The organism is Anaerolineae bacterium, assembly GCA_016931895.1.
Classification (GTDB): Bacteria; Chloroflexota; Anaerolineae; order 4572-78; family J111; genus JAFGNV01.
In genome coordinates, this window is record JAFGDY010000075.1 from 1 (window position 1) to 12,796 (window position 12,796).

11 protein-coding genes are annotated in these 12,796 nt (G+C 52.3%); 8 read left to right on the forward strand and 3 right to left on the reverse strand.

The window, feature by feature from the left end; translation table 11 throughout:
* The 5 genes from JW953_05995 to JW953_06015 all read left to right on the forward strand — a co-directional run.
* The coding region (locus tag JW953_05995) for a DUF4129 domain-containing protein (protein MBN1992235.1) at nt 1–663 on the forward strand (663 nt) is incomplete at its 5' end.
* Nucleotides 660–1,256 carry a hypothetical protein gene (locus JW953_06000; protein ID MBN1992236.1) on the forward strand — a complete coding sequence of 199 codons (597 nt, stop codon included), beginning with the start codon at nt 660–662 and terminating at the stop codon, nt 1,254–1,256. The genes JW953_05995 and JW953_06000, both read left to right, overlap by 4 nt.
* Nucleotides 1,257–1,335: 79 nt before the next feature.
* Nucleotides 1,336–2,196, forward strand: coding sequence for a MoxR family ATPase (locus JW953_06005; GenBank protein MBN1992237.1), 861 nt, complete (start codon nt 1,336–1,338; stop codon nt 2,194–2,196).
* Between the two features lie 41 nt (nt 2,197–2,237).
* Complete coding sequence (locus JW953_06010; GenBank protein ID MBN1992238.1) at nt 2,238–3,500, forward strand: DUF58 domain-containing protein; 1,263 nt, start codon at nt 2,238–2,240, stop codon at nt 3,498–3,500.
* Nucleotides 3,501–3,537: 37 nt separating this feature from the next.
* Complete coding sequence (locus JW953_06015; GenBank protein MBN1992239.1) at nt 3,538–4,032, forward strand: hypothetical protein; 495 nt, start codon at nt 3,538–3,540, stop codon at nt 4,030–4,032.
* A 576-nt stretch (nt 4,033–4,608) separates the two neighbouring features.
* On the opposite strand, the gene JW953_06020 is transcribed toward JW953_06015, so the two are convergent.
* From JW953_06020 to JW953_06030, 3 genes are read right to left on the reverse strand one after another with little or no spacing between them, the layout of a single operon-like run.
* Nucleotides 4,609–6,489, reverse strand: a complete 1,881-nt coding sequence (locus tag JW953_06020; protein ID MBN1992240.1) for a HAMP domain-containing protein — start codon at nt 6,487–6,489, stop codon at nt 4,609–4,611.
* On the reverse strand, nt 6,486–7,823 hold the full coding sequence (locus JW953_06025; protein MBN1992241.1) for an extracellular solute-binding protein: 1,338 nt from the start codon (nt 7,821–7,823) through the stop codon (nt 6,486–6,488). The genes JW953_06020 and JW953_06025 overlap by 4 nt, the downstream gene beginning before the upstream one ends.
* Entirely contained in the window at nt 7,820–8,521 is a 702-nt protein-coding gene (locus JW953_06030) for a response regulator transcription factor (GenBank protein MBN1992242.1), read from the reverse strand. Before JW953_06030 ends, JW953_06025 begins: the two co-directional genes overlap by 4 nt.
* 162 nt (nt 8,522–8,683) lie before the next feature.
* Here JW953_06030 and JW953_06035 point away from each other — a divergent pair, with 162 nt between their 5' ends.
* The 3 genes from JW953_06035 to JW953_06045 are packed head-to-tail and all read left to right on the forward strand — an operon-like array spanning nt 8,684 to nt 12,657.
* Nucleotides 8,684–10,750 carry a hypothetical protein gene (locus tag JW953_06035; protein ID MBN1992243.1) on the forward strand — a complete coding sequence of 689 codons (2,067 nt, stop codon included), beginning with the start codon at nt 8,684–8,686 and terminating at the stop codon, nt 10,748–10,750.
* A 15-nt stretch (nt 10,751–10,765) separates the two neighbouring features.
* Nucleotides 10,766–12,004, forward strand: coding sequence for an AmmeMemoRadiSam system protein B (gene amrB, locus JW953_06040; GenBank protein ID MBN1992244.1), 1,239 nt, complete (start codon nt 10,766–10,768; stop codon nt 12,002–12,004).
* A gap of 47 nt (nt 12,005–12,051) precedes the next feature.
* Nucleotides 12,052–12,657 (forward strand): pseudouridine synthase, encoded by a 606-nt coding sequence (locus JW953_06045; protein ID MBN1992245.1) that lies wholly within the window; start codon nt 12,052–12,054, stop codon nt 12,655–12,657.
* Nucleotides 12,658–12,796 lie beyond the last annotated feature (139 nt).

The following is a 12,796-nucleotide window of genomic DNA, read 5'->3' on the forward strand; positions in this document are numbered from 1 at the left end:
AGCCTTTTGATTTTATGGCTCGTCACCTTTATTTTTAATCCGGAAATGCGCAAACGGATGCTGGGGCGGCTGTTGCTCTATACGGCAATCCTATTGACCATCTATGTTCTATACGGCCATTTTCAAAAACTGGAATTGGATAACCAGGCTAACGGGGATGACGTAGAAATTGGTCTGGGTGGTTCTTTTCTCCAGGAACAACCGCCCCTTCCCCCTCTTGTTGCCAATCCACCGCCATGGCTGGTTAATGTTATCACCCTGGCGATTATTGCCCTGGCGCTGGCCGCCGGCTGGTGGGTATGGCAACGCTATCTGCGCCGCCAGCATCAGCCAGACCTGGCGATATTGCTGGCCCAAAAAGCCAGGCACGCCGTAAAAAACCTGGAAGCAGGGAGCGATCTCAAAGATACCGTGCTACGGTGTTACCGGGATATGAGCCAGGTTTTATACGAGCAACGCGGGATTCAACGCCAACAAGGGATGACCCCCCGGGAATTTGAAGCGCATCTCGCCGAAATAGGCCTGCGCGACCACCACATTCAACGGCTCACCCGCCTTTTTGAAAGCGTCCGTTACGGCGATAATACGGCCAGCGAGCGCGAGAAACGGGAAGCCAGGGACTGTTTGAACGCCATTGTACGAGTTTACGGCAGGCTGGCATGAAAAACCGGTGGTTGACCCTGCTTGCGATTCTGCTGCTGGCCGGTCTACTGACCCTGGTGATGCGAGATTTAATGCGCGAGAATCTGGTGGCACCGCTGTTATACCTGGCCTGGGTGGCCGGTCTCATCTGGGCCAGTATTCCCCAGGCGGCCATCTGGGCCTTATTTCTGCTGACCACCCTGGTCATAGCCCTAAGAAGTCTGATCAAAAAAGGACCAATTTTGCGCCATCGAAACCCGCCCGCCACCAAACCGGAAGAACGGATAGAAAGCTGGCTCAAGCTCATTCGGCGAACCAGGCAGGAAGATTATTTCAAATGGCAACTGGCCCAACGGCTGCATAAACTAACTCTGGAAACCCTGGCCCACGATGAACGAACCACCCTCCAAGAAATGCGACAACGCCTGAGCCAAAACCAACTGGACGCGCCGCCGGAAGTGCTGGCTTACCTGGAGGCCGGGATGACTTCATTCAGCCACTTTCTGGAGGCCCAACCTCGCTGGCGGCTAAAAAAACAAACTTCACCGCTCGATCTTGATCCAGAGCGAGTAATTCAATTCTTGGAGGATAAAGTTGACTACCACCCTGAATGACGTAGCTTCACGCTGCGCCCGCGTGACTCAAGAAGTTGAGCGGGCCATTGTTGGCAAACAGTTGCTGTTGGAAGAAATTATGGCCGCGGTATTGGCCAACGGCCACATTCTGCTGGAAGATTACCCCGGCCTGGCCAAAACCCTGATGGCCAAAAGTTTTGCCGTGGCCCTGGGTTTGGATTTCAAGCGTATCCAATTTACGCCCGACCTGCTGCCCGGCGACATCACCGGCAGCTACATTTACGACCGTTCGCAGAATCGTTTTGAGCTGCGGCGCGGGCCAATTTTTGCCAACATCATCCTGGCCGACGAAATCAACCGGGCCTCACCCAAAACGCAGTCGGCGCTCTTGGAAGCAATGCAAGAATACCAGGTGACTCTGGAAGGTGAAACAATGGCCCTGCCCCAACCTTTCATTGTCATTGCCACCCAAAACCCTATTGAATACGAATGCACGTTTCCCCTGCCCGAAGCTCAACTTGATCGTTTTCTCCTGAAACTCGCCATTGGCTACCCTACCCCCGCCGACGAGCAGGAGATTTTGAAACGCCGCCGCCAGCGCCAGAGCGACGAAGTTGAACTGGTCCAGGTGACTGAGGCGGGAGAGCTACTGGCTATGCGAAGGGCCATTGAGGACATCTACGTCCACGAAGACATTGAACGATACATTGTAGACATGGTCAACAAAACTCGGCAAGACAAAAGGGTGGCGGTGGGGGCCAGCCCGCGCGGTTCGCTGGCCCTGCTCAAACTGGCTCGCGCCCAGGCTGCCCTGGCCGGTCGCAATTACGTTCTGCCCGACGACGTAAAACGCTTCGCCGGTCCCGCCCTGGTCCACCGGCTCATCCTGGAACCCGGCCTGTGGATGAAACAACACGCCGCCGCAGAGATCATTGCTTCCATTGTTCAGGCCACCCCGGTCCCGGTAATAAAAGCGTAGACAGGAGAAAGTTTCTCTTGCGGCTGCCTTTTTAATGAATTATGCAAAAATTGGTCTGGTTAGGTCTCTTAATTTATGGCTTGCTCTTTGCCGGTCTAGTCACCTTGAACGGCGGGCTGCTGGTGTTAGCCATTCCCCTCATTGTTTACCTGGGCGGGGGACTGCTCTATCGGCCGGAAGCGTTGCCATTGGCAGTAACGCGCCGCCTGAGTGCGGCGCGAGCGGCGCAAGGCGAGCCGGTAGTAGTCAAACTGACCCTCACCAACAAAGGCCCGCGCTTAAACGAAGTGCTGGTGGAAGACCTCATCCCTGCCTCACTCAACTTGACAGACGCAGAAGCCAGTTTGTTTGCCCCATTGCCTTCAGGCGCAACCGTTGAGTTGACTTACACCATGCGCGGCCCGCGAGGCATCCATCATTTTCCCGGCGTGCGGGTTACGGCCAGTGACAACTTTGGCCTGTTTCAAAAACGCCAGGTGGTGACCGTCCCGGATCAACTTTTAATCCTGCCTGAGATTATCCGGCTGCGCAGAGTTGAGATTCGGCCCCAGCAAACGCGAGTTTATTCCGGCCCCATTCCTACCCGGCAGGGCGGATCAGGGGTGGAATTCTTCGGCGTGCGTGAATACCAACCTGGCGACCCACTGCGCTGGATGAACGGCAGGGCTACGGCCCGCCACCCCCAAAGTCTATTCATTAATGAATTTCAGCAAGAACGGGTCGCCGACGTGGGCCTGATTTTAGACGCCCGCCAGCAGAGCGATGTGTCCTTGCCGGAAGGGTCGTTATTTGAGCAGGCCATTGTGGCTGCCGCTTCTCTGGCCGATGTTTTTATCAATGCCGGTAATCGGGTGGGGCTTTTCATTTACGGCCGCTCGCTCAACTGGACCTTTCCCGGCTACGGCAAAGTGCAGCGGGAACGAATTCTGCGCGCCCTGGCCTGCGCGGAATTGGGCAGCGGGCAGGTTTTTGAAAAGCTGGAATATTTGCCCACACGCCTCTTTCCGGCGCGCTCACAACTGGTGTTTGTCAGCCCGCTGCTGCCCCAAGATGCGGACGAACTGATTAAATTACGCGCGCATGGGTATCAACTGTTGGTGGTCAGCCCCGATCCCATCACCTTTGAGCAACAGGGGTTGAACAAAGAACCAGAGGTGGCGTTGGCTGCTCGATTTGCTCGCCTGGAGCGAGAGTTGCTACTGAATATGCTCAGGCAGGCCAATATCCGGGTGATGGATTGGCAGGTTGACATCCCTTTTCAGCAAGCCGCCCACGTTGCGCTCAGTCGTTTGCAACGTTTTTGAACGACAATAAGCTGAATGCTCAACAGGCCTGAATGAAATGAATTTTTTTGTTTGGATGAGTATTGGTTTGGCCACATTTGGCCTGGCCGCAGGCTATGCCTTAAACGCCCGCTGGGGGGCGGTAGGGATAGTCATAGCCATAGGCTTATTCTGGCTAGTTGGCCAATGGCGCAACTGGTATCCGGCCACGGTCATTGCCGTCACCTTTTTCATCGGCGCTGCCGCCCTGGGAGCCGGGCTGGGGCTATCTGCGGGCTGGATGCTTTTTAGTATTGTGGCTATACTGGTGGCCTGGGATTTGGCCGATTTCAGCAAACGGTTACAAAAAGCCGGGCGCGTTGAAGGAGAGAGACATTTACAACGGCTTCACCTCCAACGATTGTTCCTTGTGGCCGGTTTGGGCTTATTATTGGGAGGAATAGCCCTAAACTTACAATTTGAGTTCAGGCTGGGCGGGGCCATTTTGCTGGCGGGCGTGGTGATCTTTGGCTTGAGCCGCGTCATCGGGCAACTCAGGCGCGAGAGTGATTGAAACAACCCACAACGGGCAAGCTATCTGCCTGAGACCTGTCCCAATTTTTAGGCCATAGGGTAGGGACAGGACAATGTCCTATCCCTACCGTAAAAATTTTGGGACGCATCCTCCGCCTAAGACCGGTGACTGAAAAGGAAAAACGGCCAATTTCTTGACCGTCTTTTACCCATAAATTAGCCAATTTGCTTGGTAATTTTACTGCCAGAATCTACGAGCGGAACTCTATTTCTTCTTTCTCATTCAGATTAATGTGGCCCGGTGTTTTAACAACACCCTTCTGCAACTGGGCATATCCAAAAACCAACAACATAATTACTAATAAAGCGAGAAAAAAGAAATTCATCAGCTTCTAGTCCTCCTCTTGGTGTGGAATTAGAAATAATTTTTTTGGCAATATCAATAGTCAATCCTCCATTGTCTAGTCAAGACAACTTAACCATTATACTCAAAGGAGGGAGAATAGACAATTCAGGCCTTTCGGTTTAGGCCCAAACAAGTTTGGGTGAGGCCCAAACAAGTTTGGGTGAGGCCCAAACAAGTTTGGTAGATAAAGGCGCACGCTCTTTATAACGTCTAAGTGATTTTGTTCTTACCATTGCCGCCGACCTCACCTTCTTTTGGGCCGGGGGTGACGCCAACGGTAAAGCTGGCCGGAGTTAATTGGCGGGGGATAATCAATTCAATCTTTGTGCCCTGGTTGGGAGCGGACTCAACAGCAACATTACCGCCAAAAAGTCTGGCGCGTTCCTGTAAGCCCATCATGCCAAAATTGCCATCACTGGCAAAATCGGTTAAAGACTCAGGCACTTGAAACCCACAGCCGTTGTCTTCCACGGTGAGCCTGACTTGTCTTGGCGTAAATTGAGCCAATACATCTACCTGGGTAGCATGCGCATGTTTTCTAACATTGCTCAAGGCTTCTTGTAGAATCCGATAAATAGCTACCTCCAGATCGGCCGGCAGTTCCTCTACTTTACCTTCTACCTGAAGATTAACCTCAATGCCTTCACTCTGAGCCAATTGATTGACCAGGTATTGCATGGCTGCGGTTAAACCCAGGTCTTCCAGGGTCAATGGCCGCAGGTCCCGGCTAAATTGGCGAACGCTGGCAATAGCCCCGGTGACCATAGTTCTTACTTCACTCAAGCGAGCGCGACTTTCATCTGGATTCTCCAGGGTTTCTTTGATGAGTTCAATCCGCTGGCCCATGGCAATCAACGATTGCACCGTATCGTCGTGTAATTCTCTGGCAATCCGTTTTCGCTCTTCCTCTTGCGTTCGGGTAATATCGGCTACATATTGGCGCACCCCGGCTCGATAGCGGCGAATCTGTTGCACCATATCATTAAAAGCCATCCCCAACTCTCGGATCTCCCTGATCCGGCTCAACCCGACCTGGGCATCATAATCACCGGCGGCTACTTGACGGGTTTGCACCACCAAATTTTGAATGGCATCGGTAACCCGGCGAACCCCCACCGACACAATTCCGGCCACAATAATAAGGCCAATCACGGCCACAATAACCACCGGCCTGAGCGCAATCTGAGCCGGTTCAATCACCTGGTCCCACGGTTCGCCAATCACCAAACCCCAGCCGCTGATTGGCACAATGGCATAGCCTTCCACACTCCGCATCCCCCCATCTTCCTGGCTGGTAATGGCTCCTTCGGGGTCGCCGCTTTGCAGAAGTTGAATGGCCTGCCGGTCGCTAAAATCTGTACCAATCAGGTGATCATACGGATGATAGATGAGGTGTCCGCTCTGGTCTACCAGGTAAGCGCTACCTTTCTCCCCCACCTTTAGTTTTAAAATCTCCCGCCCCATTCCCTGAAAATCAACATAAAATCTACCCACAATAGCCCCGGCAAAATTGCCATCCAAACCCGTGATAGGCACGGCCACAGCAATGATGTCTTTATTTGTGCCGGGTTCTTTGACGATATTGGAAAAAACAAACGTACGCAAAGCCCGGACTCTTTGAAAATAAGATTCCTGCGAAAAATCTTGGCCAATAAGATCAAGCCGAAGAGGTTTGGTAACGCTGACAAACCCATTGGCATCCAGAATGATAACCCCCCCATCCCAATTGGTGAAATCAATAAGGAGTTCTCGCCCTCGTTCTAAAGTAGCTTCCTGGAGAGTCGGTTCGCCGGATTTCATCTCGGGTTGGCGGGCCAAAACGCTCAAACCGCGAATAAGGTTTTCCATGCGTCCCGACAAACGCCCGGCGCCCACCACCACCAACTCCTGGTCGCGGCTTTCGGCCAGCGATTGCGATACTTGCCGGAAAGCCAAAAAGGCCACGCCACTGGTCAAGGAGGTCATCAGCAATAAAATAAGCAGAAGCAAGGCCAGCACCTGCGCCCGCAAGTGGGTTAGCCAGCCAAAAATACCCATGAGGAAACGCTGATATTTTGATATTGAAGGCAAATCCTTAGCAGTATGGGTCATGGCGTTTCTTCCGGAACAAACTCACCACGTTGTTGGGCTTCTTGAAGGGCTTCGCTTGGCGTGGCCAGGTTATAGAAAGAAATTTTGACCGCATTCCAAAACGCTTCTTCGGCTCTGGGAAACAAATCCAGCCGATAGGGCCGAGCCGCATCGAGTTGGTTAAAAAAGGGGGTTAGAGAGAGGTTATCGGTAAATTCGGGTGAGGTTTGCAGCCAAACCCGGGCCGGATAATGCCCCACCCGCCGGGCCATAGGAATAATATATCGGTCGCTTGAAGCCCACTTGATAAATTCAAAAGCCACATCCTGGTCAATGGAACCGCGCGGAATGAAGAAGCCGCTGCTGCCAAAAACCGAAGCGGCGCTTTCGCCGGCCGGGGTGGTGGGCAACTCAGCTACGCCCAGGGAAAAGTCGGGATTGGTTGACTGGATGAGATGAACATCCTGAGGCTCGCCAAAGTACATCGAAATTCGGCCTTCCAAAAAACCGGCCCGCGCTTCCTCGTAATCGCGGGGGCGGCTGGTAGGGCGCGGCGCATATCCCGCTTCAACCAGCTCAATCATAAACCGCAAAACATCAACGTTTGTTTCTGAGTTGAGCGCGGGCAAATAACCTTTTTCGGGATCGTAAATAACCACATCGCCCCCGACCGCAGACAACCAAGCATAAACATACCAGGGATCGGTGGTCAGGCCAATGCCGTAACGCTCTTCTTCCGGTTTGGTCAAAACGGCGGCGGCGTTTTGCAGGTCAAACAAGTTATAATCCGCTTCGGGATAAGGCAAATTGGCTTCGTCAAAGTGTTCTCGATTGTAAAGCAGAACCACCGTGTAAACGTCAATCGGCACCCCATAGCGAACATCTTGCCAGGTCACTTCATCCAGCGCAGCAGGTAAAAATTGGGATGTTGTTTCCGGGTCGGCCTCCTCCCACTCGGCCCACTGCTGTTTCAGCGGTTCGGCCAGGCCGAGTCCGGCGGCGGTATAAACGTGTCCCTGCACCACGTTAGGCGGAAGTTCGTCTTTGGAGACATGCTCCATGCGCTGCAAAATACCTTCTCGCACAAAAGAATAAACCTCAACTTCCACGTGGGGATAGGCCTGTTCAAAATCTTCGGCCATCTCTTCAAAAAAGGTATTGTCGCGGGTAAAATCCAGATCAACCCAAACTTCCAGGGAGACCGGTTCGGCGGGAAGGTTGGGGTTTATCAACGGCAAATCATCGGCAATAAATTCATCCACTTCTGCCGCAACCGGGGTTGAGGGTGAAGCTGTTTGGTTACAACCGGCCAGCAGCAAGAGAACAAGCAACAGGCCAATAATTTTATACATCATCCCTGTTCTGTAGTAATCCAACCACTGCGGACGGCATACATCACGGCTTCGGTGCGGGAATTAACGCCCAATTTGGAGAAGATATTGGATAGATGCGCCTGCACGGTGCGGTCGCTGATAAAAAGCTCTTTGCCGATTTGTTTATTGCTGAGGCCCTTACCCACCAAACGTAAAATACCCAACTCTCGTTCGGTGAGGCCGCTATATTGATCTTGAGTATGGCCCAAAATATCCGGTAAGCTTTTGCCCCCGGCAAATTGCGCCACCACTTTACCGGCCACGGAGGGGGCCAACGCAGATTGCCCGGCGGCGACAGTGCGAATGGCTTTGACCAATTCGTCAATTTCGGCTGTTTTTAACAGATAGCCGTTTGCGCCGGCCTGAAGCAAGGCAAAAACATATTCGTCGTCATCGTGGGCCGTCAGCACCAGCACCCGCACGTCCGGGTGCTCCGCTTTAATCCGGCGGGTGGCCTCTACGCCCGATATTTTGGGCATCCGCACATCCATCACCACCACGTCGGGTTGCAGTTCGTGGGTCAACTGTACGGCCTCCTCACCATCAACGGCCTCGCCGACAATGTGGAGGTCTGGCTGTCGCTCTAAAAGTTCACGGGTGCCGGCTCTGACCACGGCATGGTCGTCGGCCAACAGCAGTCTAATCCGTTCTGGGTATTCTTGAGGAGTTGCGCCAGTCATAGCATTGTCCTTAAAAAGTCTTTTTCAGAAACTCCATTATACCATTTTCTGAGGCGGGTGACCAAAGTGAGTAGTAGAAAAAGTTAGGGGTATTCGTGCGTTTGAGCCATACTTTCCCCGGCCTGGCTTGGCAGGATAAAACATCTATTGTATCATAACCCTATGACCAATAAAATTCGAGAGGCTCGTCAATTGGCTTTTGATGAGTTGTACCGTACCCCTCAAGCAGCAATCAGGCTGGAGATTGATGAATCCTTTCCAGAACAGTTCGCCAATGAAATTTCGCGGCAGGAAGTCTTTAATAAACATTTGTTTCGGCCTAATACCTACCTGCATAAATGGTGGGCGCGACGCTGTGGTTCTACCTTCCGACTCATATTAAAGCAGTTTGTGCCCGACCCAAAGCGGCGCGATTACTATGCCCCGGGTGGCTTAGAGGGCAAAATTGTACTTGACCCGATGATGGGCGGCGGCACTACTTTGCATGAAGCCATCCGGTTGGGAGCAAATGTTATTGGGTCTGATATAGACCCAATTCCTGTTGTGCAGGCGCGAGCGTCGTTAACTCAGGTGACGCTCAAAGAATTACAAACAGCCTTTCATCAATTTTTTGACAACCTATACCATCAACTTGGTTATTATTTTCAAACTGAATGTCCAACTTGCGCTCAGACCCTCGATGCCCACTATATACTTTACGGCCTGCGTAAGATTTGCGTCTGCGGCGAAGTCGTTCAGATTGAGCAATATGACCTGCGTCACGAAGCTGACCGGACAATTCGTATCTGGCCGGATAGTTGGCAAATCACCGACAACCAGCATCCACCACAGGGCCGGATAAAAACGCCGCGTCTGATCACCAAAAGCGAAAAGCAATGTCCAACCTGCAAACAAAAATACCAGGATTTGCTTGATACTCCCTACTATGCCCGCTATATTCCGGTGGCGATTGTTGGGAATTGTCCTCAACATGGCCTGTTTTTCCGCACGCCAGGTCAGGCCGATTTGGCCCGGCTAGAGGAAGCTGACCGGCAACGCGCTCAATTGGATTTTGGTTCGGTTGAAGATTTTGCCGTAAAAAATGGTCCCAAATCCGGTGATTTGCTTGGTCGTAATATCCACTCCTACCTTGATCTCTTTACATCACGTCAATTGCTCTATTTAAACGAAGCCATCAAACAGTTGGGGGGGTATCACGGCGCGGTCAAGTTGAATCTGGCAACTTTGGTTTCGACTTCGCTTGAGTTCAACTCGTTATTATGTGGTTACAAGGGCTGGTTCAAACGCCGGCCGGGCGCTATTCGACATGTATTTGCCCTGCATGCTTATTGTTTCCCTTATACCGCCCTGGAAAACAACCCCATGAATCGCCAAAAATCTTCAGGAAATTTACAACTTCTTTTTCGGGATAGGATTGAGCGAGGGCGCAAGTGGGCCATAATGCCTGTTGAGCGAAAAATCAAACAAAACGGCCAAACTCAGATGGTCAAGATTCCCGGCGAGTTAGATGGAGGCATTGAAGTCTTCGACCAACATTCACTTGTTGGCGACCGGCAAAAATTTTGGCTTATTCATGGAGACTCTCGCCAATTGACCATTGAAGATGACTCAATAGACTTGATTGTAACCGATCCGCCCTATTACGATAGCGTACAATACAGCGACCTGGCTACATTCTTTAGAGTATGGTTAGCTCGCCTGTTGCCGGGCGAAGTTAACTGGATTTACGATGAAAGCCATAGCGCCGTCGCCGCCAAAACAAGCAACGATGAGACGAGTTTTATGACAGCGCTCTCAGGTATCTTAAAAGAATGTCAGCGGGTGCTAAAACATCAAACCGGGCGTTTGGTTTTTACCTTTCATCACTGGGACGCCAATGCCTGGGCCGAATTAACAATTGCGCTCAAACAAACTGGATTCAAACTAATCAATGCTTACGTAGTCTTTTCGGAACATCCCATTTCAGTACACATTAACAATTTAAATTCGATCAAGCATGATTGTATTCTGGTGCTTGCCTCAAAAGAAATTAAATCAAACCATCGTTGGCCTTCTATGGTCCAAATTGATACCGACGATAGTGAAAAGTTTTGTAAACAATGCGGCGCAACTCTGGGCTGGCGGCTAGAGAGTGCCTACACCTCGGATGAAATCAAGACCATTTGGAAAAATCTTATCCAGGGACTCAATACCAAGTTAGAATTTAAACTCAGCCTGAAATTTAGTTGAGCATGAAGGATTGATATGAACCACCTCAACAAACCCAAACTCCGCGATGTCAACGTGCAACGCATTACCTACCAGGGTGAACCGGTATTTCTGATGCAAGACAGTTTAAAACTCACCGAGGCGGCCATTGTGCTGCCCCAGGTTTTAGGGCCGCTGGCTTTGTTGTGCAACGGCCAGTATACCATCCCGGAAATCAAAGCCGCTTTAGAAGTGCGCTACGGCCTGCGTTTGCCCCAAACCATTATTGAAGATTTGCTTAATCAATTTGACCAGGCCCTTCTACTGGACAATGACTCCTTTTTTCAGGCCAAACAGCAGGCCCTGGAAAAATTCCGGGCGGCCCCCTTTCGCCCACCGGCCCTGGCCGGTCCATCCTACCCGGCCAACCCCGCCGAATTACGCCATATGTTGCAAGGATACTTGGACCAGGCCAACGGCACGCCCTTGTCTCCAGCCAATAGCCAGGGCATCATTAGCCCCCATATTGACTATCAACGCGGCGGATTAACTTATGCCCGCGTTTGGGCCAGCACCGCCGAAGCGGTCCGGCAGGCCGAATTGATCATTATTTTTGGCACCGACCACAACGGCGACCTGGGCGCCATCACCCTGACGGCGCAAAATTACGCCACCCCGCTGGGGATGATGCCCACCGACAAAGATTTGGTCAACCGGCTGGCCGGGGTGCTGGGGCCGGAGAACGCTTTTGCTGAAGAATTGCACCATCGTGGCGAGCACTCCATTGAGTTAGCCCTGGTCTGGCTGCAATACCTGCGGAGTGGACAGCCCTGTGCCATTCTGCCTGTTCTGTGTGGTAGTTTTCATCACTTTATGGCGGGCCAGGCCAATATTGAAGATGAAACAACATACCAGGCCTTTGTGAAAGTGCTGCGCCAGGAAATCTCTCAACGACGCACCGTGGTTGTCGCCGCCGGCGACCTGGCCCATCTTGGCCCGGCTTTTGATGGCCCGCCCCTCGACGCCGCGCGCCAGGCGCAGATGAAGGTAGATGACACCGTGCTGATGAACAACATCTGCCAGGGCAATGCCCGAGAATTTCTGAATTTTATGAAAGTGGGCCAGTACCAACGCAACGTCTGCGGCCTGTCTTCATTTTATTTTACCCTGGATGTGCTGGGGCCAAGCCAGGGCCAAACCATTGCCTACGAGCGCTGCCCGGCGGACAACGAAGGGACTTCTTTTGTTTCGGTTTGCGGGATTGTGCTGCAACCATTGGCAAACGGAAAACAATAAATTGTCGGGAGCCGCCCACGCGCTTACGATATTCCTGATCACCCTCAATGGCTGATAAAACCCTTATCTTTTGCAAACCTTACCGGGTGTTGAGCAGTTTTACCGATCCCAACGCCTCGCCCGGCGCGGCGCGCCGGGCGACAGTGGGCGACTACGTCAATGTTCCCGATGTATATGCCGCCGGCCGGTTAGATTACGACAGTGAGGGGTTGCTGCTGCTCACCTCTAACGGCAAACTGGCCCAACGCATTACCCACCCCCGCTACAAATTAAAAAAAGTATACCTGGCCCAGGTAGAAAATATCCCCTCCGCCGACGCCCTGAACCAACTACGGCAGGGCGTTATGGTTAAAGGCAGCCGCACCCAGCCAACAAATGTGGAGCTATTAACCAACGAACCTCCACTTTTTCCGCGGGCCAAACCCATCCGCTATCGCCGGCATATCCCCACGGCCTGGCTCAAAATCACTTTACGGGAGGGGCGTAACCGCCAGGTGCGCCGGATGACCGCGGCCGTCGGCCATCCCACCTTGCGGCTGGTGCGGGTGGCCATTGGCCCAATTTTCTTGGGCAATCTGCTTCCCGGTCAATGGCGCAATGCAACCGACGCCGAGTTAAAGGCGCTCTGGCAAAGTTTGACAGAGTTGAGTTAAGCCGATCTCTACAACAGCGCCAAAAATTAGAAATCAGAAATGAAAAATTAGAGGCTCTTTGGGATTTTCCGTGGCATACCCCAATATGTAGGGGCGAATCCTTGTGGTCGCCCTGGGCAGGCACAAGACCTGCCCCTAC

Excerpts from the sequence above, each read along its gene's own strand:
- JW953_06025 (MBN1992241.1), bottom strand. The coding sequence starts at position 7,823 with ATGATGTATAAAATTATTGGCCTGTTGCTTGTTCTCTTGCTGCTGGCC.
- JW953_06045 (MBN1992245.1), top strand. The coding sequence starts at position 12,052 with ATGGCTGATAAAACCCTTATCTTTTGCAAACCTTACCGGGTGTTGAGC.
- JW953_06035 (MBN1992243.1), top strand. The coding sequence starts at position 8,684 with ATGACCAATAAAATTCGAGAGGCTCGTCAATTGGCTTTTGATGAGTTG.
- JW953_06015 (MBN1992239.1), top strand. The coding sequence starts at position 3,538 with ATGAATTTTTTTGTTTGGATGAGTATTGGTTTGGCCACATTTGGCCTG.
- amrB (MBN1992244.1), top strand. The coding sequence starts at position 10,766 with ATGAACCACCTCAACAAACCCAAACTCCGCGATGTCAACGTGCAACGC.
- JW953_06005 (MBN1992237.1), top strand. The coding sequence starts at position 1,336 with ATGGCCGCGGTATTGGCCAACGGCCACATTCTGCTGGAAGATTACCCC.
- JW953_06030 (MBN1992242.1), bottom strand. The coding sequence starts at position 8,521 with ATGACTGGCGCAACTCCTCAAGAATACCCAGAACGGATTAGACTGCTG.
- JW953_06020 (MBN1992240.1), bottom strand. The coding sequence starts at position 6,489 with ATGACCCATACTGCTAAGGATTTGCCTTCAATATCAAAATATCAGCGT.
- JW953_06000 (MBN1992236.1), top strand. The coding sequence starts at position 660 with ATGAAAAACCGGTGGTTGACCCTGCTTGCGATTCTGCTGCTGGCCGGT.
- JW953_06010 (MBN1992238.1), top strand. The coding sequence starts at position 2,238 with ATGCAAAAATTGGTCTGGTTAGGTCTCTTAATTTATGGCTTGCTCTTT.